Here is a 25,446-nt window from a genome sequence, read left to right as displayed (position 1 = left end):
AGCGGTCTGCGAGTCCGGCCGATGCGGCGCCGCCTTCACTCGCTCTCGCCGAGCAGGCGGCGCAGCCACGACGACCGGGCTGCCAGCGCCGCCCGGGTCACCTCCGCCTCGGGCGCGAACCGGTCGAAGCCGTGGTGGGCGTCCGCCCAGACGTGCAGCTCGGTCGGGACTCCGGCCTGGGCCAGCCGCTGGGAGTAGGCCACGTCCTCGTCGCGGAACAACTCCGCCCCACCCACCTCCACGAACGCCGGCGGCAGCCCGGCAAGGTCCGCCATCCGTGCCGGTGCCGCGTACGGCGAGATTTGCCCATTCAGCAGGCTGCGCCAGCCGAATTCGTTCGCTTCGCGGGTCCAGACGAGGTCAGGGAGGTCCGCCGAGGTGCGATCGTCGAGCATCGGGCACAACAGGAGCTGCCCGGCCAGCGCCGGCCCGTCGCGATCCCGCGCCAGCAGCGCCACTCCCGCGCTCAACCCACCACCCGCACTGCCACCCCCCACGACCAGCCGGGAGAAACCGAACTCGGCGGCGAACCACACCAGACCCGCGTAGCAGTCCTCGAGCGGCGCCGGATGCGGGTGCTCGGGCGCCAGCCGGTACTCGACCGTCGCGCAGACGAACCCGAACTCCTCGATCAACGCCACCAGCCGCGGGAGGTCGGCGAACCGGTCGTCCATGACCATGCCGCCCCCGTGGATGCTGTACAGCCCGGGCGCGTCCGGCCGCGCGCGCCGCGGCCGCAGCACCGTGACGACCACACCACCGTCGAGGACGTGATCCGACCACACGATGTCCCGGTCGCCGATCGCCTCCGCCGGAGTGAGGTTGCGGAGCGCGGCGCGCATCGCGGACAGTTCGGGCGAGGTCATGGCCCCTCCGTGTCGACGGCGTCGCGGTCCGCGCAGAACGGCTCGACGAGTGAACGCAGCGACGCGGCCCCCACCCGGTCCACCAGGGCGACCGCTGCCAGGTTGTCGGAAAGCTGCTCGACGCTCGTCGCGCCGAACAGGGTTGTGGTGTTCGCCGGGTGGGTGAGCGTGAACGCCAGGCACAGCTGCGCCGGCGTCGCCCCCAGGCTCGCCGCGACCTTCTGCACCTCGGACGCCGAATCGGCGATCCGCTGCCGGACGTCACCCGGGTCCCGGCCCACCTGGCGGCCGCCCTTGCCCAGCAGCACCCCACCTTCGAACACGTCCGACGACTGCAACGAGACACCCAGCGAGCCGAACACCTCGGCAAAGGGCGCACCGTCCGGAATGGACCGTCGAGAGACGCTGTACTTCAGCTGCGCGATGGCCGGCCCGGGCACACCGGCGGCGAGCGCGAAGTTGTGCACCGCCCGGATCGACGGCGCCGACCAGTTGTTGACACCCCACTGCCGGATCAGCCCGGCCGAGCGCAAATCAGCGAGGTCGGCGACGAGAGCCTGCAGATCGGTGTCCTCCCGCCGCAGGTCACCGAGGATGACGAGGTCCGCGTGCGACACTCCGGCGCGGAACAGCGCGTTCTCGAGTTGGGCGCGCAGACTCTGGGCGGGATAACCCTCCAGCCACAGCTTCGCCGACAAAAGGTAGTCCTCGCGCCGCAGCCCCGCGGCCCGGACCATCGCCGAGAACAGGACGTCGGTGAACACCGGCGGGCTGCCGGGGAAGCCGTACACGGCGACGTCGAACAGCGTGATGCCGGCGTCGACGGCGGTCCGCAGCAGGGTCACGGCCTCCCGGAAGTCCATCCGGTCGTAGGTGTGCCACGAGCCCAGGGACAGGACGCCGGTGTGCGGGCCGTCGGGTCCGATGCGGCGCTGGGGGATGCTCACGGGAACCTTCCTAGGGCAGTCGGGGGTCGATGACGGCTTTGAGCTCGCCGAGCCGGGACATCGACTCGACGGCGGTGGACGCGCCGGCCAGCCCGACCGGCGGGCTGAACAGCTCGGCCCACGGCATCCGTCCGGCGAAGGCGCGGAAGAACTCCACCGAGCGGTGGTAGTCGGCGATGTCGCCGTTGAGCGAACCGGCGATCGTCAGCTCCTTGCCCATCACCGTGCCCAGCGGCACGGGAGCGGGCGCCGGGCCGGTCGACCCGACGATCGCGACCGTTCCGCGCTGCGCGGCGAAGGCGACAGCCTCCTCACCGATCGTCGGGCCGCCCGCGAAGTCGAAAACGTGGTCGGCGCCGCGGCCGCCGGTCAGTTCACGCACCTGCTCGATGCGGTCCGCCGGGGTGGAGTCGACGGACACGGTCGCCGTGGCGCCGAACCGTTCGGCCGCTTCGAGCCGGCCGGCCGGGCCGCCGACGGTGATCACCGCACCGGCGCCGCAGAGCCGCGCGACGGCGGTGGCGAACACCCCGAGCGCACCCGCGCCCTGGACGACGACCGTCGCGTTCGGACGGATACCGCCCGACCGCGCCACCGCGCGCAGCACGGTTTTGCCCGCACAGCCGGACATCGACGCCCAGGTGTCCTCGACGTCGTCCGGCAGCAGTAGCTTCGCCGCGCCCGGCGTCACGTAACACAGCCGGGCCAGACCACCGGTGGCGTAGGGGAACCGGTCGGCACGCTGGAGGAATCCGTAACCCCGGCTTTCGCAGGCGACCGGTTCACGCAGGATCGTGCAGCCGTGGCACTTCCCGCACGTCGACTCCGACCAGCCGATGCGGTCGCCGGGGTGGATATCGCGGCCGAGTGTGTCGGTGGTGCCGGGTCCGGCGGCGACCACTTCGCCGACCATCTCGTGACCCAGCACCATCGGCAGCATGCCGGGCAGGCTCAGCTGCCCCGACCACAGGTGGACGTCGGTGCCGCACAACGTGGTGCAGGTGAGCCGGACGAGGGCGGCGCCGGGCTCCGGCTCCGCGGGCAGCGGAAGTTCCTGCAGTTCGAGGGGGGCGTGGTGGCCGGTGAGGACGGCGGCCTCCGTGTGGGTGGGCAGAGCCATCTTTTTAGTCTACATTCGTGGAAGAAAAAGTCCAGGTCCGGGAGGAAACCATGACGGCACAGCAAATCCCGGCGGATCTGGTGGTCCGAGGTGGCACCGTGCTCACCTTCGACACAGCGGGCACGGTGGCGGACGGCGTCGCAGTGCGCGACGGTCGTGTTGTTGCCTTGAGCGACCTCGACGACCACATCGGACCGGACACCGAAGTCCTCGACCTGGCCGGGCGCACGGTGCTGCCCGGAATCAACGACGCACACCTGCACGCGACCTGGCTCGGCGCCCGCTGGCCGCATCCGCTGCTCGGCCCGGCGCACGAGGAAAACGCCGTCACGACGACGGCCGAGCGGCGCACGGCGATCCTGCGTGCGGGTGACATCTGCGCGTCCCTCGGCATCACGAGCTACACCGAGCCCGGGCTCGGTCCCGGTGAATCCGGCTGCTTTTCGGCGGAAGTCCTGGACGAGTACGCGGCCCTGCTCCACGAAGGACTGTTGCGAGCCCGCGTGACCGTCCTGCGCCTGTTCGGTCTGCTGGACGGCGCCAGTGCACTGCCGGACTTCGCGCGCGGCCTCGACACGCCGGTGCCGGACACCGACCCGGAGTGGCTGGCGGTCACCGGAGTCAAGATCTTCGCCGACGGCATCCCGCCGATGCGCACGGCCTGGACGCACCACTGCTACGCCGACGGCACCCACGGCGCGCTGCTCGTCGACGGCCCCGAAGGTCGCGCGGCCGCTCTGGCCGGGATGATCACCCTGGCGCACCGGAAGGGCCTGGTCGTCGGTGTGCACGCGACGGGGGAGCGCAGCATCGAAGCGGCCCTTGCTCATCTGCGAGACGGCGACCACCTCGTGCACGGCGACCTCGTCACCCCGGCGCAGCTGCGGCGGATGGCGGCGAGGCGAGTCGGCTTGACCACTCAGCCCGCGATCGCGACGGCGATGCGGCCACTGGTCGCGGCGGCGCTCGGGGACGACGTCGCCGCAACGGCGTGGCCGCTGCAGGAGATCCTCGACGCCGGCGTCCGGCTCACCTTGAGCAGCGACGCGCCGGTCGTCACCCCCGACTGGCGTGTCCACCTCGCGGCGGCGGGAGAGCTGCTGGGGGCACACGGCGTCACGCCGGACCTCACCGCCCGGCTGCTGCGCTGCTACACGACCGAAGCCGCCGTCCAAGACGGCTCCGCGAGCTGGAAGGGCTCCCTCGAACCGGGCATGGCCGCCGACTTCTGCGTCCTGGCCGCCAATCCCGTGGACGTCCCCCTGGCGGACCTGCCGTCGGTCGCGTTCGAGCTGACCGTGACCGGCGGCCGGATCGTCCACAAGGGATAGTCAGGTCAGCAGCTGGCCGCCGTCCACCGCCAGGCTCACCCCGGTGACGTGCCCGGCGGCGGGCGAGGCCAGGAAGAGCACGGCGGGCACCACGTCCTCGACGGCCGCGATCCGCCCCAGCGGAATCCGTGCCTCCCAGGCCGCGCGGGCCGCGGTGTCGGCGGCGAACCCGGCGGTCATCGGCGTGCGCACCGGGCCGGGCGCGACCGCGTTGACGCGGATCCCGTGCGGCGCCAGCTCCAGCGCCGCGGACCGGGTCAGCGCGTCGACGGCCGCCTTCGTGGCTTCGTAGTGCCCGAGCCCGGGTGTCGGCTGCCGGACGCCGATCGACGAGACGTTGACGATCGCGCCGCGTGTTCCCGCCGCGACCATGTGCGCGCCCACCGCACGGGTCATCAGGAACGTGCCGCGGAAGTTGACCCGCACGCACCGGTCGAACACCTCGACGTCGAGCTCGGTCAGCGGGCCGCCACCGCCGGCGAGCCCGGCGTTGTTGACCAGCACGTCCACCGGCCCGAACCGGGCGGTGACCAGGTCGAGAGCCGCCTTGATGGAAGCCGGGTCGGCGATGTCGAGTTCAACGTGCTCCGCGCCGAGCTCCCGGCCGGCGTCGTGCGCCGCGCGGGCGTCGACGTCGGCGAGCACAACTCGCTCGCCCGCGGCGAGAAACGCTTCGGCGACACCCCGGCCGATGCCGCTCGCACCGCCGGTGATCACCACGATCCGTGTTTTCATTCTACAATCGTAGACGTATGAGGCGTTGCAGCGAAAGGAAAACTCGTGAGCGTGATCGGCAGATCGGCCTTCGGCCTCGGCTCGTGGAACACCTGGGACCGGATGGACTTCGGCGACGCCGTCCGGTTGCTGAAGACCGCCGTCGACGCCGGCGTCACGGTGTTCGACGTGGCGCACTACAACTTCGGCCCGCACGCGGAGAACTCCCGCACCGACATCCTCTTCGGCGAGGCCGTGCGGGCCGCCGGGATCACCCGCGACGACTACCTGCTGTGCGGGAAGCTCTGGCTGTGGGACTACCCGCGCACCGGGTTCGAGCAGCAGCTGGAGACGTCACTCGCGCGGATCGGCGTCGACCACGCCGACCTGGTCGTGGTGGGCGACTACGGTGACCGCCCGGACGTCCCGCGGGTGGTCACCGAGGTGGCCGCGCAGGTGCGGGCCGGGCGCATCGGCGGCTGGGGTGTCAACAACTGGCTCGCCGACGATCTGGACCTGGCGTGCGGGTTCGCCGACCGCGAAGGCCTGCCCGGCCCGGAGTTCGCGCAGCTGAAGTACTCGATCGCCCGCCGCTCGATGGCCGAAGGGGAGTGCTACCGCAAGCACTTCGCGAGCGGGCGGCTGGTGCTGCAGGCGTCCGACGTCTTCGAAGGCGGTGTCCTGCTGGGCAACTCGGCGCCCACCCGCAAGATCGGCGCCGACCCGGGTGGGATCCGTGAGTCCATCGTGGACGCTTCAGCCGAGCTGAGCACCATCGCGGCGGACTTCGGCGTGACGCGGGCTCAGCTGGCGCTGGCGTTCTGCCTGGCGTACACACCGGTGGCCAACGTCCTGTTCGGAGTGAGCCGGGCCGAGCAGCTGACCGACAACCTCGGCGCGCTCGACCTGGCCCGCATCCACGGCAAGGAAGTCCGTGCCGCCGTCAACCACCTCTGGCTGGACCAGGACGTCAATCCCGACGGCACCTGACTAGGAGAGGAACGTGAGCGCGGCGGTCCGGAACGGCCCGCCGCGCAGCGCGCCACCGTGGTCGCCGGGTACCAGGAGCAGATCGCTGCCCTGCACCAGGGGGACCAGCGTCTCGATGCCCTGGCTGACCGGGTCGTCCCGGCCCGCGACGAACCGGGTCGGCACCCCGATCGTCCCGATCCGCGGGGCGAACGGTTCGCGGCGCAGACCCTCGATGCAGCGCACCAGGGCCACCGGGTCGCGGCCGGGCGCGGTGATCATCCGGGCGATCGCCGCCGTCAGCGGGTCGGCCGGGAGCCGCCCGCCGGCGGCGAAGGCCAGCGCGGCGTCGAGGTCCACGGCGCCGAACGGCTCGTGCGGGCTGAGCCCGGCCAGCACCAGCCGCCGGACGGGCAGGAGCGCCGGCAGTTCCCACGCCAGCCGCGCCCCCAGCGAGTAGCCGACCACGTCCACTTCGGACACGTCGCCGACCGCCAGGGTCAGCTCGCCGGTGATGGACTTCGGCGTGCTGTCGGGGAGTGCGGGGCTCGAGCCGTGACCGGGCAGGTCGGGCACCAGGACCTCGCGGCCGGCGGAGGTGAGGGCGACGGGCCAGCCGGTGCTGACCCAGTCGGTGGCGCCGTCGGAGGCGAACCCGTGCAGGAGCAGCACCGGCGGACCGGCGGGCCGGCCGGTGGGGGAGAACCGGCGCACGGCCAGGGAGGTCGGGGGAGTCAAGGAAGGTCTCTCCTACGAGCGGGAACGGGCGGGACGGCGCACACGCAGGCGCTGCAGCTCACCGAGCGTGCGGGCGCGGGAATCGACGGCGATCCGCAGCGCGGAGCCGATCAGGTTGAGCAGGAACACGCAGAGCATGATCGTCACGCCCGGCACGACCACCAGCCACGGCGCGGTGACCAGGTACGAGCGGCCCTCGGCGATCATGATCCCCCAGGTCGGCGTGGGCGGGGCGATGCCGAGGCCGAGGAAGCTCATCGCGCCGTCGACCAGCATGGCGGCCGCGGCGAGGATGACGACCTGCACCAGCGCGAGCGGCAGCACGTTGGGGAACACGTGCACCAGCAGGATCTTCCGGCGGCTCATCCCGGACACGCGCGCGGCGCCGATGTACTGCCGGCCGGCGATGCCGAGGACACGGCTGCGGATCACCCGGGCGGTGAACGGCGTGAAGATCACCGTCAGCGCGATGAGCTCGGTCCAGATGCTGGCGCCGAGCGAGATGGCCAGCGCCATCGCGAGGATGATCGCCGGGAACGACATCCACGCGTCCATCAGCCGCATCAGCACCGCGTCCGCCGCCCGGTAGAACCCGCTGACCAGGCCGATCACCATGCCGGAGAACGCCGCGCACAACGTGATCAACGCGGACAGCCCGAGTGACGCCCGCCCGCCGGACACCAGCCTGGCCAGCACGTCGCGGCCGAACGAGTCGGTGCCGAGCGGGTGCCCGGCCGACGGCGGCAGCAGCCGGTGCACCGGGTCGGTCGCGCTGACGCTCGGCAGGAAGAACGGCAGCACGACCACGGCGAGCACGATCAGGCCCAGCAGCACCGAACCCACCACGAGCGTCCGGTTGCGGTTCACGCGACACGCACCTTCGGGTCGAGCAGCGCGTAGGAGAGGTCGACCAGCAGGTTGACCACGACGAACAGCACCGCGACGAACAACGTCACACCCTGGATCAGCGGGAAGTCGCGAGTGGACACCGCGCCCATCAGCAGGTGCCCGAGCCCGGGCACGACGAAGATCGACTCGATGATGACGATCCCGCCGACCAGCATGGCGAAGTTGCTGCCCAGCTGGGTCACCAGCGGCATCAGCGCGTTGGGCAGGACGTGCTTCAGCATGACCCGCCGTTCGGGCAAGCCCTTGACCCGGGCGGTGCGCAGGTAGGCCAGCGGGAGCTCACCGAGCACGCTCTCGCGGAGGGTGAGCACGAACAACGCCGTCTGCCCGATGACGAGCACGGTCACAGGCAGCACCAGCGCGGGCACCGCGGCCACCGGATCGGTGAACAGGTCGTGGTAACCGCTGGACGGGAACCACCGCAGCGTCACCGAGAAGACGAGCACGAGCACCAGCGAGATCCAGAAGTCCGGCATGGCCATGCCGAGCGAGGACACCCGGTCGAGCGCGCGGGCCACCGGGTTGCGTGGCGACACCGCCTGCCACGACGTGATCACGACCGAGAGGAAGAAGCTGATCACCGTGGACAGCACGGCCAGCGTCAGCGTCGGCACGATGTGCCCGGCGACCACGCCGAGCACCGGCTGGTGGTAGGTGATCGACGTCCCGAAGTCGCCGCGCAGCACGTGCCCGGCCCAGCTCAGGTACTGCTGCCAGAGCGAGCCGTCCAGGCCCATGCTCGAGCGCAGGGCGGCGACGTCCGCCGGGCGTGCGGTCGGGCCGAGGATGGCCTGGGCCGGGTCACCCGGGATCAGCCGGATGACGAAGAACATCATCGTGCCGACGATGACCAGGATGATCACCAGGTCGCGCAGCCGGCGCAGCAGCACCCGGGTCATGCGGCCAGCCAGGCGTTCCAGAACACGCGGTAGAAGTCGCCGTACCCCTTGAGGCGTGGGGTGTAGGCCGCGTAGAGCTTCGACTGGCTCAGCGTGATCACGGACAGCTGCTTCCAGGTGAAGGCCTGGAGCTTGTTGATGACGGCCTTGGCCTGCTCCGGCGTGGTCGAGGTGTTGAACTCGGTCATCAGCCCGTCGAGCTCCGGCGACGATGAACCGTTCAGCGTGCCGAGGGTGAGCGCGGGCATCTGGGCGGGTGAGGTCAGTGACGAGTCGAAGAACAGCGTGGTGATGTCCCAGCCGCCCGGGTCCTTCGTCAGCGTGCCGAGCATGGTGGCGAAGTCGTAGGTGTCGATCTTGGCCTGCAGCCCGATCTTCCCGAGCTCGTCCTGGATGAGCACGGCCCACTTGCCGAACTCGGGGTAGGAGTTCGTGGTGACGATGTGGATCGTCGCCCCGGCGGTGATCCCGGCCTCGGCGAGCAGTTCAGTTGCGCGGGCCGGATCGTGCTGCCGGTAGACGTCGTCGCCGGCGGTCGAGTACGACGCCTGGTTGTCCGGCGAGGCGAACGCGCCGGTCTCGATCGTCAGGTCCTTGCTGCCACCGGTGGCGGCGTTGATGGCCGGCTTGTCCAGCAGCAGGTTCAGGGCCTGCCGCGCCCGCGGGTCGGCGAACTTCGAGCCGGGGTTGAAGTTGGGGATGATGACGTTCTCGTTGCCGCCCGGCAGGTTGTGCACCACGAGGTTCGGGTTGGCCTTGAGCTGCTCGTACTGGTCGTTGGCCGGCATCGCGTGGTCCCACTGGCCGGTCTGCAGGCCGTTGATCAGGGCGTCCTGGTCGCCGACGATCTTGTAGGTGACGGTGTCGAGGTAGGCGTGCTTGGCGCCGGCCTGGCCGCCCCAGTCCTCTTCGGACCGCGACTTGTACCCGTCGTAGCGCGCCAGCACCAGCTGCTGGCCGATGTCCCAGCTCTTGAGCTTGTACGGGCCGGTCCCGATCGCCTTGTCCTGGCCGAAGCCGGTGGCGGGCAGGCCCACGAGGTTCTTCGCCTCGTAGATCTCGGTGCCCGCGCCGGCGAGTTCGTCGATCAGCGGGTAGCGCGGCCGCTTCAGGTGAATGGTCACGGTGGCCGGGTCCGGCGCGGCGATCGTGGTGATGTCCGGTGTCACCAGCTGGCCGGTGCGGTGGCTCTTCTGCCAGCGCTGCAGGCTCGCGACGACGTCGTTCCCGGTGAGCGGGTTGCCGTCCTGGAAGGTGACGCCCGGCCGGAGCTTGAACGTGTAGGTCAGCCGGTCCGGGCTGGTGGTGAACGTGTCGACCAGCATCGGCCGCGCGACGAAGTGCTGGTCCACTTCGAACAGCTTCTCGTACATCATGTTGCCGATCTGCGCGGTGACCTGGCCGGGGTTGGCGACCATGTCGAGCGACTGCGGATCGGTGGGGACGGCGACGGTGAGGTTGCCCCCGCGGACCGGTGGCCCGTCGGCGGCGCCGGTGGTCGGTCCCGCGCCGCCCATGCAGCCGGCGAGGAGCGCGGCCGCGGAGGTGAGGGCGGCGAGCAAAGGAATTCTCTTCATGGGCGCGTCGATCCTGTGTAGGGGAGGGCGGGCAGGTCGGGATTGGCGGCGAGCAGCCGGCGGGTGTAGTCGTGACGCGGGGAGAGCCGGATCTCGTCGGGCGTGCCCGTCTCGATCAGCTCGCCCCGGTACATCACGCCGACGCGGTCGGCCACCGACAGCACGAGGCTGAGGTTGTGGGTGATGAACAGCAGGCTGAGCGTGCGGGTGCGGCGCAGGTCCAGCAGCAGGTTCATGACCTGGCCCTGCACCGAGACGTCCAGGGCCGACGTCGGCTCGTCGGCGACGATCAGCTCCGGCCCGGCGGCGATGGCGCGGGCGATCGAGACGCGCTGCCGCTGCCCGCCGGAGAGCTGGGAGGGCAGTTTGCCCGCGGTGTCCCGCGGGAGGCCGACCTCCTCGATCAGGTCGGCCACCCGCCGCTCGAGCTCGGCGCCGCGCAGCGGGGTCAGCTCCTTGAGCGGCTCGGCGATGATCCGCGCGGCGGTGTGGCGGGGGTCGAGCGAGCTCTGCGGGTCCTGGAAGATCAGCTGGACCCGGCGGCGGAACGCACGTTCGTCGCCGGTGAGCCCGGCGGGTGTGATGCCGTGCGGGCCGAAGACGACCGTGCCCGACGTCGGCGGCTCGAGCGCGCTCACCAGCCGGCCGAGAGTGGACTTGCCGGAGCCGGACTCGCCGACCAGGCCGAAGAACTCACCCGGCGGAATCTCGAGGGAGACGTCGCGCACGGCTTGCACCCGGTGTCCTTTTCGGCCGTACACTTTGGACACCGCGGTGATGGTGAGCGGAGTGCCGTTGTGGTCCGCTTGGGGGTGCGGCTTCAGCATCCGAGTCTCGACGGCCTCGGTCGTCTCGCCGGCCATCGCGGATTCGAGCAGCGCGGGGGAGATGGTCGGGAAGCCGTCGCGGCGGCTGACTCCGAGCTGCGGCACACAGCCGAGCAGCGCCCGGGTGTACGGGTGCCGTGGCCGCGTCAGGACGTCGTCGCGGGAACCCGTTTCGACGAGGCGGCCGCGGTACATCACCGCGATCCGGTCGGCGACCTGCGCGGCGACACCCATGTCGTGGGTGATGAACACGCACGCGGTGCCGTGGTCGCGGCGCACCCGGTCGAACAGCGTGAGGATCTCCGCCTGCGTGGTGACGTCGAGCGCGGTGGTCGGCTCGTCGGCGATGAGCAGATCGGGGTCGGCCATCAGGGCGAGCGCGATCATCACGCGCTGCTGCATGCCGCCGGACATCTGGTGCGGGTACAGGCGCAGGATCCGGTCGGTGTCGGTGAGCCCGACCTCGGTCAGCAGCCGGCGGGCCTTGACCTCGGCCCGCTTGTGCAGCGGGCTGCCCCGGCGGGCGGCTTGGCCCGGCAGCGAGCCGGCTTCGCGGTAGGCCTCGACGAGCTGCCCGCCGACCCGCCGGCCCGGGTTCAGCGAGTCGAGGGCCTCCTGGAAGATCATGCCGATCCGCGTGCCCCGGTAGGCGCGCATTTCTTCGGCGGGCAGCTGCGTGACGTCCACACCGTCGACCGTGATCGCCCCGCGGGTGCGGACCGGGGCGACGAACTCGAGCAGCCGGATGATCGACAGGGCCGTCACGGTCTTACCGCTGCCGGACTCGCCGACCACGCAGAGCGTCCGCCCTTGCCCGAGATCGAGGGACAGCTCCCGCACGAGTTCGCGCTCGGTGTCATCGGTGACCACACCGACGGTGAGATCCCGGATTTCGAGCAGCGTCATGGATTCCCCTTCCTCGTGCCCGCCACGACGGGCGGGCCGGACTGCCGGGCACCGGCAGGGGTAGTTCTACGCATGTTGACACTCCCCGGAGACCGTGTCAATGGTTTTATTCTACGAACGTAGGAAGTTGAAATACGACAGATTTCCGTTGCTGCGCGTGGGAAATCGGCACTGGATTCTTTTATCTACGCATGTAGAGTGTCCGGGTCGAACAGAAGGAGGACGACGTGACGACCACCCCAGCCACGCCGGAACGCATCGTGGACATCGCCGTGGGCTACATGGCGGCCCAACAGCTCTTCGCGGCCAACCGGATCGGCCTGTTCCCGGCGCTGGCGGCCGGACCCTCGAGCGCCGCGGAACTGGCGTCGCGCACGGGCCGGCCGGAGAAGATCACCCGCATCCTCGGTGACGCCCTGTCGTCACTGGGTCTGCTGTCCCGCGTGGACGGTCGCTACGCGCTCACACCCGACACGGCCGCGTACCTCGGGGGAGGGGGGTTGGACCTGGCGCCGTTCCTGACCTTCCTCGAGACCATCAGCTACCCGCACTGGCAGCAGTTCGCGCACACCACCGACACCGGCGAACCCGGCGCGCTCGACCTCACCGGCGACCGCTGGGACACGTTCCTCGGTGGAGTGATGGTGTATAACGCCCTACACGCCCGAATGTTGGCTCGCGCTTTTGACTTCAGCGATGTCAAAAACCTCTTGGACCTGGGCGGCCTCTCGGCGTCGTTCGCCCTGGAAGCCCTGCGGGCGAACGACGTCCTGCGTGCGACGTTCGTCTACGACCCGCGTTCGGTGCCGTCGGTGACCGAAGCGGTCGCTTCGTTCGCGGATCGGGTTTCCGTCAGCGGTGCGCCGACGGCGGAAGCCCAGCCGGCGGGGGAGTTCGACCTGGTGATGGTGAACCACGTGGTGCACCGGTTCTCCGTCGACGAGAACCGGGCGATCCTCCGGCACGCCCGGGCCGCGGCGGCGCCGGGTGCGCGGCTGCTCCTGCTCGACTTCTTCCTCGACGACGACGTGGTGCCGCGCCCGCTCGACGTGCTGCACGCGGGGGAGTACCTGGTCATCGACGGCACCGTGGTGTACCCGGAGGCCGAGGTCCGCGGCTGGCTGTCGGACGCCGGCTGGCGGCCGGTGGACCGGCTGACGCTGCCCGGCTCGCCGCGGGTCCTCGTGGCGGAGGCGGTATGAGCCTCGACCCGGCGGTGCGGGAGCTGCTCGCCCGCAGCCCCGAAGGACCCGCCCGGCCGCTGACGGCTGTGGAGCTGCGTGCCGCCTTTGCCGCTTCGCGGCCCCAGCCGGGTGCGGTGGCTCCGGTCGCTTCCGTGACCGACCTTCGTCTCCCCGGCGGCGTCCGGGTGCGGTTGTACCTGCCGGAGGCTGCGGGTCCGGTGCCGGTGTTCGTCTGGATCCACGGCGGTGGCTGGACGATCGGCTCGGTCGAGGAGAACGAGGTCGCGTCCCGGGCGGTGTGCGCGGCCGCGTCGGTCGCGGTCGCCGCGGTCGAGTACCGGCTCGCACCCGAAGACCCCTACCCGGCGGCGCCTTCGGACTGTTACGCGGTGCTGGAGTGGCTGGCCGCGGGCGGCGCCGGACCGGCGGTGGCGCCGTCCCGGATCGCCGTCGGCGGCGAAAGCGCGGGCGGCAACCTGTCCACAGTGGTCTCGCTGATCGCCCGCGACCGCGGCGGCCCGCCGATCGCGGCCCAGGTGCTGATCTGCCCGGTGTTCGGCCACCCCGACGACGGCCACGCGTCCTACGCAGACTTCGCGACCGGCTACGGCATGACGGCCGACGCAATGCGGTTCTTCTTCGCGCAGTACGCGCCGGATCCGTCCCGGTTGGACGATCCGTACCTGCTGCCGTCGCGAGCCCGGGACCTGTCGGGCCTGCCACCGGCGCTGGTGCTGACGGCGGAATACGACGTCCTCCGTGACGAAGGAGAGGCCTTCGCGCGGCGACTGTCCGAGGCCGGGGTAGCGGTGGACCTCACGCGGTACGCGGGGCAGATCCACGGGTTCTACGGGCTGTACACGGATCTGCCGGCGTCCCCGCGGTCACACGCGGAGGTGGCGGCCTACCTCCGGGGGATCTTCGCCTGAACGTCAGGGGCGGGTGAGCCGATCCAGGAAGGACTCCAGGTGACGGTGCTGGAGTTCAACCGTGGAGAACTCACCCGCCACCAGGCTCATGACATTCGCCCCGGCGTTGAGCAGCACGATCTCGTCGACGAGCTGCTCGTCCGGCGTCTTGGTGACGATGTCGCCGTCTTCGCGGCCTTCGGTCAGGAAGCGGTGCAGCAGCCCGCGCCACTCGCGGACGTGCTCGAGGTACTTGTCGTGCATCGTCCGGTTGGCCAGCGACATCTGCCAGAAGATCAGCAGCACCCGCCCGGCGGTGATGCGTTCGGGGTCGATCGGCATGGAAGACACGCAGAGCTCACGAAGGGCGGTCAGCCCACGCAGCCCATCAAGCTCGACGTACTGGCGCATCATGTCGAGCGCCCGCTCGTAGGTGGCCGCGATGATGTCTTCCTTGCTGGGGAAGTACAGCTTGAGCGCCCCATTGGCAAACCCGGCGGCAGCGGCGATCTCCCGCATCGTCGCGGCTTCGATCCCGCCGCGCACGATCAGGTCCCAGGTGACGTCAACGATGTCACTGCGCCGCTGGTCGTGGTCGATGATCTTGGGCACCTGGAACCTCCCGCACTGGTTTCTCTACCAGTGTAGGAGAAACTACCGGCGAGTACAGCCCCCGGGGTGCCGGGCGTGTCTGGCGGTGGCGGGGAGGGGGTTTGCGGTGGGGGCTTGGTCTGTGGCGTCGCGGGGGGTGTGGGCTGGTAGGTGGCGGCGGTTTCGCGGTTGCTGATGCGGTCGAAAGGCGGCGGTTTGCGGTGGGTGGACGGTGCGGTTTTGTCGGGTTCCGGCTGCCGCCGCTGCTGACCTCGCGGCTGTTAGTGCTCGCGGTGAGGTGGGGGAGTCTGAGTTGCCGGTGCTGCTGAGTTGCGGCTGGTGCCGAGCCTGGCCGTGACGCGAGGGAGCCGGGCCGCGGGGTGGATGAGCTAGTGCAGCTTTGCCGGAGTTCCGGCGGCAGGCATCGTGGTTCCTGTGGGGGTGTAGGCCGGTGTTGGTGCTGCTGACCTGCGGCTGGCCGGTGCGGAGGCCCGGTAGCGGAGGCGGGAGAGCCGAGGGCGCCGGTGGATAGCTGGTGCGGCCTTATGGGTAGTTTAGGCCGGAGGCGATGTGGCTTCCTGGGCCCAGGTTCAGGCTGGCGCTGCCGGCTAGCGGCTGTGGAGCAGTCGTCGTCTGTGGGGTGAAGCGGTGGTTCGTGGCTCGGGACGTGGGTGTAGGCCCGGAGCCGGTTGGCTGCGGGCCTTTCCCGTGTTCGGTTGTTCACGCCGCGAACGGCAACGGTTGGTGGAGGTTGTTGCGCCGAGGTTTTCGGCGTTTGTCCAGGAACACTGGCGGCAGAAACTCCGGTAGGCCGTCGGCAGCGATGCGGACTTCCCATCCGGAGCGGTGCAGGAGCCGGTGGTGGTGTGCGCACATCAGCACCAGGTTGCCCAGATCCGTGGGGCCGCCGTCGGCCCAGTGGCGGATGTGGTGACCCTGGCAGTGCCGGGGTGGGCGGTGGCAGCCGGGGAAGGCGCAGCCGCGGTCGCGTAGGTAGAGGGCGCGGCGAAGGCTGGTCGGGATCGAGCGGCGTGAGCGGCCGAGGTCGAGGGGTTCGCTTTTGTCGCCGAGGACTGCGGGGATGAGTTTGCAGTCGCAGGCGTGGATTCGGGCTTCGGCGGCGGAGATGCGTCCGGTGTCGCCGAGGGTGGCTTGGCCGATGCCGGTCTGAAGGTGTTCCAGGGAGATCGCGACCATGACGTGGGCTCGTTCACCAGCCTGCGTCGGCAAGTCCGGGGTATTCAAGGCGAGGTTGATGGCGTCGGAGAAGGCGTCGCCGTAGCGTTCCTGCGGGGAACGGAAGTCCGGACCGTCGTCGGCGGTGCGGCGTTGGGCGAGCGAGTCAAGCAGGGCGCTGGCGCGGGCGCCGGTCTCATCGTCGAAGCGACCGTTGAGCTCCCACACCCCGGATCTCTTCCGGCGCAGCGACAGTTCCCGGCTGGGGGTGGCGGGCTCGGTGAGGTCGGGTTCAGCACCGTCGGGGTCGAGGTGCGCGACGATCCGCGCCCCCAGGGCGGCGACCTGCTTGTGCCCGGCGTCGGAGGAGAAGGACAGCAGATCCCGTTCGGCGTTGTCGCGGTGTTCGGGTGGAATCTGGGTCAGGACTTCGACGATGGTGTCGATCATCGGGTTGCTCAACCGGCCATCCAACGCAGCGACGCCGGTGGCGGGAGCAACAGCAGGCACCGGACTACCATCGAGAGCACGCCCGGGATTGACCGCCCGCGCTCGTTTCACCACACGTTCGGCAGCCGCCTTGGGAACATCAGCCAGATGCTCGAACAACCGCGCCACAGACCGGTACCCGAACAGCTCCATAACCCCGCGAGACTCGATTTCCACCAGCAGCGAACCGATCTCAGCCTCGGCGGACCGCGCGACGGTGAGCAGCGCGGAGACACGGTCGGCCAGAGCCACCGCATCTGCTTGCCACACCGTTTCGCTGTCCACGCACCAAGATTATCGACGATCGAACGAGTGTTCATCACTCGATCAGGTGGAAGCGGTGGCCCGGCAGGGACACCGTTGCGTGGGGAATCGGCGCTCCCGCACCGAGCAGCAAGCAACCACGAGCAAGCGCCGATTTCCCACGCCCCGGCGAAGCCGCATCTCTAGAAAGAAGCAGCGTCTTTAAAACACGCGCCGCCCAGCAAACCAAGTCTCGACAACACGCGTATCACCCACAGAAGGACTCCGAAAAGGATCCCGGTCAAGAACCACAAAATCCGCCGACCGCCCCGGAGTCAAAGCCCCGGTGACATCGTCCAAACCACAAGCCCGAGCCCCACCAAGCGTGAAAACCTCGATTGCCTCGGCCAGGCTGATCGCCTGCTCCGGCCACAACGCCCCGGACCGCCGACCACGCGGATCCCGCCGGCTGACCAACCCCGCAATGCCCTCCCAAGCGTTCGGCGACTCACTGACCGGCCAGTCCGACCCGCCCGCAACCAGAGCGCCACTGTCCAGCAAAGCCCGGTTCGGCTGCATCCGCGAAGCGCGCGAAGCCGGCAACACAGCAGCGATCGCCGATGGAATGACACCCGGCACCCAGAGGAACGGCGAGATGTCGGCAGCCACCCCGAGCGCGGCGAACCGCGGCAGGTCGTCCGGGTGCACGAACTGGCCGTGCGCGACCTGGAACCGAGTGTCCACGTACCCCGCGGCCCGCACCTGCGACACCGCGTCCAGGAACTGCCGCACCGACGCGTCCCCGGTGCAGTGCACCTTCGCCGAGAACCCCGCGGACGCTGCCTCGAGCAGCCAGCCGGTGAGCTCCTCGGGCGGCATCGTCGTCGAGCCGTGGTGACAGGCGCCGTGGTCGTCGTCGGGGAGGTACGGCTCGAGGAACGCCGCCGTGCGGGTTGGTGGTACGCCGTCGAGGAAGATCTTGACGAAGTCCGGGCGGTGGTGCTCGGTTCGATACTGGCCGGCGACCTCCAGCAGCGGTGCGCCGACCGGGTCGAAGCCGAAGATCGGGTCGTTGATCAGCAGTGAACTCACCACCCACGAGGAGAGTTCCCCGGCCTCGTCCAGCGAGCGCAGCGCGCCGAGGATGTCGGTGGAGACCCCGGCGTCCTGGAACGCGGTGACGCCGAAGCCGTGCAGGATTTCGATCGCCCGTTGCGACGCGCGTCGGTGCTGCTCCGGGGACAACCCCGCGATGACCCGTTCGACGAGCACACCCGCGGCTTCCAGCAGCAGCCCGCTCGGCTCGCCGCCGTCACGGCCGATTACCCCGCCGGGCGGGTCCGAGGTGGTCGCGGTGATTCCGGCCAGTTCCAGGGCACGGCTGCTCACCCAGCGGTTGTGCCGGCTGTCGTCGCTGAGCGACACCGGCCGCCCGCCCGCGGCGTCGTCCAATGCCCGCCGGGCCGAGGCGGACGACAGCGTCTCGACCAAAGTGGACGCCCAGGCGCCGCCGGTCAGCCACTCGTCCGGACCTAGTGAGCGAGCCCGTGCGCGGACGGCGTCGAGGATGTCTTCGAACGCCGCGTCGGCGCCGAAGGTGAGTTCGAACAGCTCCGCTCGGCCGGCCATCGCGTGGTGGTTGTGCACGTCGACCAGGCCTGGCATGACAAATGCGCCGCCGAGGTCCAGCACCTCCGTGGCCGGCCCGCGGGACACGTCTTCGAGGGCGAGGATCTTCCCGTCGGCGACGGCCAGCGACGACGCCCACGGCCGTGCGGTGTCCACTGTGTACACCAGGGCGTTGGTGAGGATCAGGTCGGCGGCCACGGGCTCAGGACTCCGCCGGATCGAACTCGGCCGGGTGCACCGTGGTGCTCAGCAGCCGTCCGTATGCGCCGAAGGTGAAGTGCGTCGGCCGCTCGGCACCGTCGAGTCCGAAGAGGACGCCGTGAGAGCGCAGCGCCCGGGCGTCGCGGTGGTCGGCGATCGTCACCGACGCGCACGGGATGACCTTCTCCCGCCAGGTGAAGACGTGGATCCCGGGCCGGATCCGGTACACGGTGTTCTCGTCGGTGTCGGCCAGCCCGCGCTCGGGCCCGGCCAGGCACTGCCAGGTGTACCAGTGCGGGCTGAGGTAGACGTGCTCGTACGCGTGTTCGCGGCTGTACACCCACAGCACCCGGCGGCCGATCAGGGCGGTGCTCGGCGCCATCGGCTCGCCGCGCACCTCGTGGCCGTCGATCGTCGCGGGCCGGAACTCCTGGGTGACGCGCGGGGTGCCGGCGTCGCCGATCGTCGTGGTGACGACCAGCGCACGGCCGTCGCGCAGGTCCAGGAAGAGCGAGACGGCTTCGCGTGGGCGAGCCGACGGGTGGAACTGGACGTAGTAGAGGCCGTCGTCGACCAGGAACGTCTCGCAGCGGTCGGTGGCGCCGTCCCAGGCGACCCGCGTGCCGGTGAACCGGGCGGTGCGGTCGGGGCCGCCTTCGTCGTCGTGCAGGACGAGCACGCGGCCGTGCAGGTCGCCGACCGCGGGGGCCTTGTTCGCGTCGAAGCCGGGGGCCAGCCCGTCGAGGGGCAGCCAGGTCGAGGTGTCGGAGAGCGTCGTCACCCTGGCGAGTCTCGGCGCGCGCCGCCCCGCGCGGAACCGCCCGTGCGGGCGCGGACAACAACGGTGCGCTCGCGGCCAACCACGGCGCGGGCGCACGCGGTGAGGATGGGCGCATGCGAACCGAGCTTGCCGGGAAAGCGGTGCTGGTGACCGGCGGGGCGTCCGGCATCGGGCTCGCCTGCGCGCGGGCGTTCCGCGCCGAAGGCGCCCGGGTCGCCGTTGTCGACCGGGAGCCCGGAACCGACGTGGTCCGGGCCGATGTCACCGACGAACCGGCGTTCGCCGCGGCGGTGGACTCGATCGCCCGCGAGTTCGGCGGCCTCGACGTCGTCGTCGGCTGCGCCGGGATCTCGGGCCCGGTCGGCAAACCCCTCGCCGAGACGACCGCCGCCGAAGTCGCCGCGGTGCTCGCGGTCAACGTCACCGGGCAGTTCCTGCTGGTCAAGCACGCGTTGCCGTGGCTGGCCGACGGTGGCGCGGTGGTGCTGCTCGGCAGCGACTCGGCGTTCACGGCCGCGCCGGGCATGGCGCCCTACTGCGCCTCCAAGGGCGCGGTGGTCGCCCTGACCCGGGCGCTGGCCGTCGAGGTGCCCGGGGTGCGGGTCAACTGCGTCTGCCCGTCGGTGGTGGACACGCCGATGGCGCGCGCCGACCTCGGCGAGGTGCTCGACGACCCCGCGTTCCCGGTCCAGGCGGCCGACGACGTCGCCCGGCAGGTGCTCTTCCTCGCGTCCCCGGTTTCGCGGCCGGTCAACGGCCAAGCCCTGCTCGCCGACTTCGGGATGTCGGCGCGCTCGGCGTTCCCCGCCTAGAAAGGATCCACAGTGGACACAGTTGTCGCCGTCACCGGCGGAGGCACCGGCATCGGTGCCGCGGTCGCTCGCCGCTACACGAGCGAAGGAGCCCGGGTCGTCGTGCTGGGACGGCGTCGCGAGCCCCTGGACGAGGTCGCCGCGGAGACCGGCGCGCACGTCATCACCTGCGACGCGAGTGTGCGAGCGGACGCCGAGAACGCGGTCGCCGAGATCGTCGGGCGGTACGGACGGCTCGACGTCGTGGTCGCCAACGCCGGCGGTCACGGCCTGTCCTCGGTCGTGGACACCGGCGACGACGAGTGGGAGCTCGCGCTGCGGTCGAACCTGTCGAGCGCGTTCGTCTTCTGCCGGGCCGCGCTGCCTTCGCTGGTCGAGACCGGCGGGCAGGTCGTGGTGGTGTCGTCGCTGGCCGGGCTGTTCGCCGGGCCGAACGTGGCCGGCTACACGGTGGCGAAGCACGCGCTGATCGGCCTGACCCGCTCGATCGCCCGCGACTTCGGGCCACGCGGTGTCCGGGCGAACGCCGTCTGCCCGGGCTGGGTCCGCACGCCGATGGCGGACGGCGAGATGGACCAGTTCGCCGCGGCGGCCGGGTTCGACGGCGGCCACGACGAGGGCTACCGCCGGGTGACGGCGGAGGTCCCGCTGCGCCGGCCGGCCGAGCCCGCCGAGATCGCGTCGATCGTCCGGTTCCTGGGCTCGGCCGAGTCGTCGTACATCACGGGTGCGGTCCTGGTCGCCGACGGTGGCGCCCACTGCGTGGACCTGCCGACGCTGGCCTTCGAACGCGCCGGCATGTGAGGGGTCACGACCCCAGGTAAGCGGTGTGCAGAGTGGCGGGGGAGTCCAGGAGGGTCCGGGCGTCGCCGGAGTAGGTGACGCGGCCCGACGACACGACCAGGGCCTCCTGGGCCACGCCGAGCGCCAGGTGCGTGAACTGCTCCACCAGCAGGATCGCCGTGCCTTCGGCCGCGAACCGCGTCACCACCGGCAGCAACCGCGTGAACACCACCGGCGCCAGGCCGAGGGACATCTCGTCGATGAGCAGGAACGCCGGGCGCGCCGCGAACGCCCGTGCCAGCACCACCATCTGCTGTTCACCGCCCGACAGCAGGGCCGCGGCGGAGTCGCGGCGCTTGTCCAGCTCGGGGAAAAGGGAAAGCACGGCGTCAAGCCGGGCCGGGGTGCGGGCGGTCAGGCGGAGGTTCTCCAGGACCGTCAGCCCGGGGAACACCGCCCGGCCCTGCTCGATGTGGGCCAGCCCGAGCCGAGCCCGCGCCACCCGGGAGTGCCGGGTGACGTCGACGCCGCCGACGTGGACACTGCCGGCCGACGGCGCCACGACCCCCGACACCGCTTCCAGCAGGCTCGTCTTGCCGGCGCCGTTCGGCCCGACCAGTGCGGTGATCCGGCCCGGTTCCAAGGTGAACCCGACGTCCCGGATCACCGGGCCCGCCCCGCGCTTCACCGTCAGCCCGTCGACCCGCAACGCGTTCACAGCAGCTCCGTTTCACCCATGTACGCCTTCAGCACCGCCGGGTCGGCCAGTACTTCCGCCTGCGGCCCGCTCGCCAGCACCTGCCCGAAGTCGAGCACCGTCAGCCGGTCGCACACCGACCGCACGAGGTCGAGGTCGTGCTCGATGAGCAGCACCGACACCCCGAACCGCGCGGGCACCTGACGCAGCCGCCGGCCGAACGCGACGTGCTCCTCGTGTGGCAGGCCGGCCGCCGGTTCGTCGAGCAGCAGCACCCGCGGCCAGGCCAGCAGGTGCCCGACCACCTCGACCAGCCGCCGCGCGCCCGCGTCCACCCGCGACAGCGGGGTCCGCGCCGCCGGGCAGCCGAAGAACTCCAGCGCGTCGGCGACCTCGGCGGCGGTGACCCGGCGGCGGGCGACGAACCGCACGTACGCGCCGACGGTCAGCCCGGGCGGGACGCGGTCCTGCTGGAACGTCCGCCGCAGCCCGGCGCGGGCACGGCGGGCCGGCGAGCCGGTCAGCGGCCGGCCGTCGAGCGTCACCGTCCCGGTGGCCCGCGGCAGGAACCCGCTGATCACATCGACCAAAGTGGACTTCCCGGCGCCGTTCGGCCCGATCACCCCCAGCACACCGTGTTCCGGCACCAGGATGTCCACGTCGGACAACGCGCGCACGTGTCCGAAGGAGACGCTCAGGCCGCGCACCTCCAGCACGGGGTCGCCGGGTGGCAGCGGTTCGACGTCGGCGACGTCGGTGAGGCCGACTCCGGCCGTGGTCCGGGACCGGCGGCGGTACCAGAGGTTCCGCCAGGCCGTGCCGAGGTTGCCGCGCCCGGCGAGTGCCTGGACGCCGAGCACGCCGAAGATCACGAACCCCCAGTCCTGCGGCACACCCCAGCGTTTCAGCAGCTCCGGCACGGCGACCCAGAGCAGCGCGCCGAACACCGCCATGTCGATCAGGTGCGCGCCGGACATGATCGCCAGCACGTACAGCGCGAGCGACTGGATCGACGTGAAGCTCGCCGGGAACGCCAGCCCGACCTGGCCGGTGAGCAGGCCGCCGCTGATGCCGCCGAGCGCGGCGCTGACCGCGAACGCCGTCAGCTTCGACGTCCGCACGCCGGCGCCGACCGCGGCGGTGCCGCGTTCGGAGAAGGCGACCAGGTGCCAGCTGCTGCCCCAGCGACCGCGGCGCAGGAAGTGCACCACCAGCCCGCAGACGACGAGCACCAGCACCGCGAACAGGAAGTACGACCGGTCGTCGGAGAACGCCTCCGGCCGCTCGACCGAAAGCCCCTCGGTGGCCCCGGGGAACTGGATCTGCACCAGCGTCAGGTCGGCGGCCGCGGCGAGCCCGAGCGTGACCACGGCGAGCGTGATCCCGCGCAGCCGCAGCGCGGGCAGCCCGACGAGGACCCCGGCCAGCGCCGCGGCGAGGCCGCCGAGAACCAGCCAGACGACGAACCCGCCCGGCACACCGGCGACGTTGCACGCCGAGACGACGAACGCCCCGACCGCGCCGAACGTCAGCTGGCACAGGGAGATCATCCCGGCGGTGCCGGTCACCACGCCGAGCCCGAGCAGGGCGATGGCCGCGACCACGGCACTGACGCCGAGGTAGACGAAGTACCCCTCCAGCCCGACGCTCAGGGCGTACCCGGCCGCCACCGCGGCGACCGCGACGAGCAGCGGCAGCCCGAACCGCTCAGCGAGCCGCATCCCACACCTCCTTGCGCTGCGTCCACAGCAGCAGCGCCACGATGACCAGGAACGGGAGGAAGTACCGCAGCACCGACAGCCGGTCGGACTGGGCGACGGCACCCTGTGCCATGCCCAGGACCAGCCCGCCCGCGACCGCGAGATCGAGCCGCCGGAAGCCGCCGAGCAGGGCGGCCGCGGCCGCCGGGACCACCAGCATCGCCAGCGACGTCGGGTCGTTCGACTGCGACGGCGCGACGATCGACACCGCGAGGGTCGCGATCACCCCGGTCGCCGTCCAGACGCCGACCGACAGGGGCCGGGCCGGGATGCCCAGCAGCTCCGCCGTGGTCGGGCGCTCCGACAGCGCCCGCAACCGGACACCGAGGGTCGTGCGAGCCAGCACCGCGCGGCAGGCCAGCGCCACCACGATCGCCAGCGCGACGGTGACCACGGTGACCTGGCTGACCACCACCCCGCCGACGGTGAACGCCGGCCCGGCCAGCAGCGGGTGGAACGGCTGGGGTTTGTTCCCGAACAGGATGAACGCCAGCGAGATCAGCAGCAGGAGCACCGCCACGGTCACCGCCGACCGCGTCCCGGTGTCCGCCTCGGCGAGCCAGGTGGAGACGATCCAGCCCAGCACCGCGCTCAGCGCGCCGCCGACCAGGATGCCGGCGAGCGTTGCCGCCCATTCGGAGAGTCCCAGGTGGACGGACAGGAACACGGCGACGTAACAGCCGAACATCCCGGTGGCCGACTGCGCGAAGTTGACCACGCGCACCAGGCGCGACATCAGCGTCAGGCACACCGCGAGCACCGCGTAGAGGCCGCCGGCGGCGAGACCGGCCAGAGCGCCCTGCAGCATGAACGTCCTCCTAGGAGCGAGGGATCCGGAGCCAGTCCTGCGCCGCCAGCTCCCACCTGTTCGTGCCACTGGCGAGCTTGATCGGCCAGCCCGCGGTGTTGTCGTGGTGGGTGGCGGCGGGCCCGAAGACGTACGGCGTCCCGGCCATCGGGTCGCTGACCGGCTTCATCTCGCGCAGCGCCTTCGTCACCGATTCGCGGGTGATGTCACCCTTGATCCCGCGCACGACGTCGAGGAAGTACTTCGCCGCCAGGTAACCGCCCTGGCTGAACGACGTCAGCGGGATCTTGTTCTTCGTCATCAGGTCGCGCCAGTCCTTGGTCTGCGGGCTGCCGGCGTCGGTGAACGGGGAGAACTCGGCGGGCACGTACACCCCCGCGCCGGCGTTCGAGATCGCCTTGGCGTAGTTCTCGCTGTAGACGCTGGTCAGCAGCAGCCAGGTGACGTCGGTCCAGCCCTGCGCCTGCGCGGCCTTGAGCTGGCCGATCGAGTCGGGCTCCACCGGGTTGACGGTGATCGCCTTGCAGCCCGCGGAACGCGCCTTGACGATGTAGGAGGTGTAGTCCGAGCCGCCGTAGGGGACCGTCGAGTCGACGTACTTCAGCTTCTTGCCGGTGATCTTCGTCCACTCGTCGATCGCCGCCCGGTACGCCGGCAGTGTGTTGCCCGCGATCTCCAGCAGCGCGCAGATGTCGGTCAGCTTCAGCACTTCCGAGCCGTAGAGCAGGCTGAGCGTCATGTCGTGGAACGGCCCGACGTTGACCGGCGCGATGTTGGGGCTGGCGAAGCACGCCGGGTCGACCCCGATGCCCTGCACCGACAGGATCTTCTGCTGCTCGTAGTACTTCGCGTTGATCTCGCACTCGATGAGGCTGGACGACCCGACGAGCGCGACGGCCTCGTCCCCGCCGACCACTTCGCGGGCGGCGGCCGCGGCGGCTGCCGGATCACCCTTGTCGTCGATCGCCTTGTACTCGAGCTGCCGGCCGTTGACCCCGCCGGCGGCGTTGGCCGCGTCGAACACGGCTTTCGCCGCCTGCGACGCCTCCGGAAAGGTGGCCGCGCCGCTCAGCGCGTTGACCGAGCCGACGACGATCGGGCCGTTCGCGCCCGCGCCGGAACCGGCACAGCCGGCCGCCAGCAGCGTGACCACGGCCAAGGTGGGAAGGATCTTTCTCATGAGTTCTCCTGGGTGGCGGCGGCCACGACGGGCGCGGAGTCGACGATCTGCTCGAAGCTGACGACGCTCTGGCCGCCGAACCGCCACAGGTGCGCGACCCGGGCGGTGAAGGACCGGCCGGTGCGGCGGTGGGTCCCGGTGTAGGTGCCGACGCCGACCACGGTGTCACCGGCGTCGAGGAGGTCGGCGAGGGTGAAGCGGTAGCCGTCCCAGTCCCGCCCGATCGCCTCGAAGACGTGCTCCCGGACTTCACCGGGGCCGGTGTACGTTCCCGCGTAAGGGAATCCGGCGGCTTCCGTCCACTTCGTCTGCGGGCCGAGCGGGGCCAGCATGCCCGGCAGGTCGCCGCGGTCGCTGGCGGCGTAGTGCGCGCGGATGACGTCCACATTGGACACGAAATG

24 protein-coding genes are annotated in these 25,446 nt (G+C 71.0%); 6 read left to right on the top strand and 18 right to left on the bottom strand.

Annotated elements, in window-relative coordinates:
- Positions 1–35 precede the first annotated feature (35 nt).
- Genes ACIA5G_RS09850 through ACIA5G_RS09840 form a run of 3 tightly spaced genes read right to left on the bottom strand, consistent with a single transcriptional unit; the run spans position 36 to position 2,927 of the window.
- Positions 36–866, bottom strand: coding sequence for an alpha/beta hydrolase (locus tag ACIA5G_RS09850; RefSeq protein WP_395922125.1), 831 nt, complete (start codon positions 864–866; stop codon positions 36–38).
- Positions 863–1,813 carry an aldo/keto reductase gene (locus ACIA5G_RS09845; RefSeq protein ID WP_395922124.1) on the bottom strand — a complete coding sequence of 317 codons (951 nt, stop codon included), beginning with the start codon at positions 1,811–1,813 and terminating at the stop codon, positions 863–865. Before ACIA5G_RS09845 ends, ACIA5G_RS09850 begins: the two co-directional genes overlap by 4 nt.
- A 10-nt stretch (positions 1,814–1,823) precedes the next feature.
- A complete protein-coding gene (locus tag ACIA5G_RS09840) occupies positions 1,824–2,927 on the bottom strand; it encodes a zinc-binding dehydrogenase (protein ID WP_395923496.1) in 1,104 nt (367 codons plus the stop codon).
- Between the two features lie 56 nt (positions 2,928–2,983).
- Here ACIA5G_RS09840 and ACIA5G_RS09835 point away from each other — a divergent pair, with 56 nt between their 5' ends.
- Positions 2,984–4,264, top strand: coding sequence for an amidohydrolase (locus ACIA5G_RS09835; RefSeq protein WP_395922123.1), 1,281 nt, complete (start codon positions 2,984–2,986; stop codon positions 4,262–4,264).
- On the opposite strand, the gene ACIA5G_RS09830 is transcribed toward ACIA5G_RS09835, so the two are convergent.
- Entirely contained in the window at positions 4,265–4,999 is a 735-nt protein-coding gene (locus ACIA5G_RS09830) for an SDR family NAD(P)-dependent oxidoreductase (RefSeq protein WP_395922121.1), read from the bottom strand.
- Between the two features lie 51 nt (positions 5,000–5,050).
- On the opposite strand from ACIA5G_RS09830, the gene ACIA5G_RS09825 reads away from it, so the two are divergent.
- On the top strand, positions 5,051–5,968 hold the full coding sequence (locus tag ACIA5G_RS09825) for an aldo/keto reductase (RefSeq protein ID WP_395922119.1): 918 nt from the start codon (positions 5,051–5,053) through the stop codon (positions 5,966–5,968).
- On the opposite strand, the gene ACIA5G_RS09820 is transcribed toward ACIA5G_RS09825, so the two are convergent.
- The 5 genes from ACIA5G_RS09820 to ACIA5G_RS09800 are packed head-to-tail and all read right to left on the bottom strand — an operon-like array spanning position 5,969 to position 11,803.
- Positions 5,969–6,685, bottom strand: a complete 717-nt coding sequence (locus ACIA5G_RS09820) for an alpha/beta fold hydrolase (RefSeq protein ID WP_395922117.1) — start codon at positions 6,683–6,685, stop codon at positions 5,969–5,971.
- 12 nt (positions 6,686–6,697) lie between these two features.
- On the bottom strand, positions 6,698–7,552 hold the full coding sequence (locus ACIA5G_RS09815) for an ABC transporter permease (RefSeq protein WP_395922116.1): 855 nt from the start codon (positions 7,550–7,552) through the stop codon (positions 6,698–6,700).
- Positions 7,549–8,493: an ABC transporter permease gene (locus ACIA5G_RS09810; RefSeq protein WP_395922114.1), complete on the bottom strand. Its 945-nt coding sequence runs from the start codon at positions 8,491–8,493 to the stop codon at positions 7,549–7,551. The genes ACIA5G_RS09815 and ACIA5G_RS09810 overlap by 4 nt, the downstream gene beginning before the upstream one ends.
- Entirely contained in the window at positions 8,490–10,070 is a 1,581-nt protein-coding gene (locus ACIA5G_RS09805; protein WP_395922113.1) for an ABC transporter substrate-binding protein, read from the bottom strand. The genes ACIA5G_RS09810 and ACIA5G_RS09805 overlap by 4 nt, the downstream gene beginning before the upstream one ends.
- Positions 10,067–11,803 (bottom strand): dipeptide ABC transporter ATP-binding protein, encoded by a 1,737-nt coding sequence (locus ACIA5G_RS09800; protein ID WP_395922112.1) that lies wholly within the window; start codon positions 11,801–11,803, stop codon positions 10,067–10,069. The genes ACIA5G_RS09805 and ACIA5G_RS09800 overlap by 4 nt, the downstream gene beginning before the upstream one ends.
- 227 nt (positions 11,804–12,030) lie before the next feature.
- Here ACIA5G_RS09800 and ACIA5G_RS09795 point away from each other — a divergent pair, with 227 nt between their 5' ends.
- On the top strand, positions 12,031–13,005 hold the full coding sequence (locus tag ACIA5G_RS09795) for a methyltransferase dimerization domain-containing protein (RefSeq protein WP_395922111.1): 975 nt from the start codon (positions 12,031–12,033) through the stop codon (positions 13,003–13,005).
- Positions 13,002–13,916 carry an alpha/beta hydrolase gene (locus tag ACIA5G_RS09790; RefSeq protein WP_395922110.1) on the top strand — a complete coding sequence of 305 codons (915 nt, stop codon included), beginning with the start codon at positions 13,002–13,004 and terminating at the stop codon, positions 13,914–13,916. The genes ACIA5G_RS09795 and ACIA5G_RS09790 overlap by 4 nt, the downstream gene beginning before the upstream one ends.
- A 3-nt stretch (positions 13,917–13,919) precedes the next feature.
- Here the strand turns inward: ACIA5G_RS09790 and ACIA5G_RS09785 are convergent, their stop codons facing one another.
- From ACIA5G_RS09785 to ACIA5G_RS09770, 4 genes are all read right to left on the bottom strand, one after another.
- Complete coding sequence (locus ACIA5G_RS09785; protein WP_395922109.1) at positions 13,920–14,507, bottom strand: TetR/AcrR family transcriptional regulator; 588 nt, start codon at positions 14,505–14,507, stop codon at positions 13,920–13,922.
- A gap of 699 nt (positions 14,508–15,206) precedes the next feature.
- The gene (locus tag ACIA5G_RS09780) at positions 15,207–16,436 is read right to left on the bottom strand and encodes a DUF222 domain-containing protein (protein WP_395922108.1); all 1,230 of its coding nucleotides are present in this window, start codon (positions 16,434–16,436) and stop codon (positions 15,207–15,209) included.
- Between the two features lie 180 nt (positions 16,437–16,616).
- The gene (locus ACIA5G_RS09775; RefSeq protein ID WP_395922107.1) at positions 16,617–18,221 is read right to left on the bottom strand and encodes an amidohydrolase; all 1,605 of its coding nucleotides are present in this window, start codon (positions 18,219–18,221) and stop codon (positions 16,617–16,619) included.
- Positions 18,222–18,225: 4 nt separating this feature from the next.
- Complete coding sequence (locus ACIA5G_RS09770) at positions 18,226–19,005, bottom strand: molybdenum cofactor biosynthesis F family protein (protein WP_395922106.1); 780 nt, start codon at positions 19,003–19,005, stop codon at positions 18,226–18,228.
- 113 nt (positions 19,006–19,118) lie between these two features.
- Here ACIA5G_RS09770 and ACIA5G_RS09765 point away from each other — a divergent pair, with 113 nt between their 5' ends.
- Together ACIA5G_RS09765 and ACIA5G_RS09760 are read left to right on the top strand one after the other, a co-directional pair.
- The gene (locus ACIA5G_RS09765) at positions 19,119–19,817 is read left to right on the top strand and encodes an SDR family NAD(P)-dependent oxidoreductase (protein ID WP_395922105.1); all 699 of its coding nucleotides are present in this window, start codon (positions 19,119–19,121) and stop codon (positions 19,815–19,817) included.
- Between the two features lie 12 nt (positions 19,818–19,829).
- Positions 19,830–20,621: an SDR family NAD(P)-dependent oxidoreductase gene (locus ACIA5G_RS09760; RefSeq protein WP_395922103.1), complete on the top strand. Its 792-nt coding sequence runs from the start codon at positions 19,830–19,832 to the stop codon at positions 20,619–20,621.
- A gap of 4 nt (positions 20,622–20,625) precedes the next feature.
- Here the strand turns inward: ACIA5G_RS09760 and ACIA5G_RS09755 are convergent, their stop codons facing one another.
- The 5 genes from ACIA5G_RS09755 to ACIA5G_RS09735 are packed head-to-tail and all read right to left on the bottom strand — an operon-like array spanning position 20,626 to position 25,440.
- Entirely contained in the window at positions 20,626–21,318 is a 693-nt protein-coding gene (locus ACIA5G_RS09755; RefSeq protein WP_395922101.1) for an ABC transporter ATP-binding protein, read from the bottom strand.
- Positions 21,315–23,018: an ATP-binding cassette domain-containing protein gene (locus ACIA5G_RS09750; RefSeq protein ID WP_395922099.1), complete on the bottom strand. Its 1,704-nt coding sequence runs from the start codon at positions 23,016–23,018 to the stop codon at positions 21,315–21,317. The genes ACIA5G_RS09755 and ACIA5G_RS09750 overlap by 4 nt, the downstream gene beginning before the upstream one ends.
- A complete protein-coding gene (locus ACIA5G_RS09745) occupies positions 23,005–23,865 on the bottom strand; it encodes a branched-chain amino acid ABC transporter permease (RefSeq protein WP_395922097.1) in 861 nt (286 codons plus the stop codon). The genes ACIA5G_RS09750 and ACIA5G_RS09745 overlap by 14 nt, the downstream gene beginning before the upstream one ends.
- Before the next feature lie 10 nt (positions 23,866–23,875).
- The gene (locus ACIA5G_RS09740) at positions 23,876–25,045 is read right to left on the bottom strand and encodes an ABC transporter substrate-binding protein (protein WP_395922096.1); all 1,170 of its coding nucleotides are present in this window, start codon (positions 25,043–25,045) and stop codon (positions 23,876–23,878) included.
- The gene (locus tag ACIA5G_RS09735; protein ID WP_395922095.1) at positions 25,042–25,440 is read right to left on the bottom strand and encodes a nuclear transport factor 2 family protein; all 399 of its coding nucleotides are present in this window, start codon (positions 25,438–25,440) and stop codon (positions 25,042–25,044) included. Before ACIA5G_RS09735 ends, ACIA5G_RS09740 begins: the two co-directional genes overlap by 4 nt.
- Positions 25,441–25,446 lie beyond the last annotated feature (6 nt).

The sequence above is a fragment of the Amycolatopsis sp. NPDC051758 genome, from assembly GCF_044453095.1.
Taxonomy (GTDB): Bacteria; Actinomycetota; Actinomycetes; order Mycobacteriales; family Pseudonocardiaceae; genus Amycolatopsis.
Note: the sequence above shows the minus strand (reverse complement) of the source record. Positions and strands in the feature narration are given on the sequence as shown.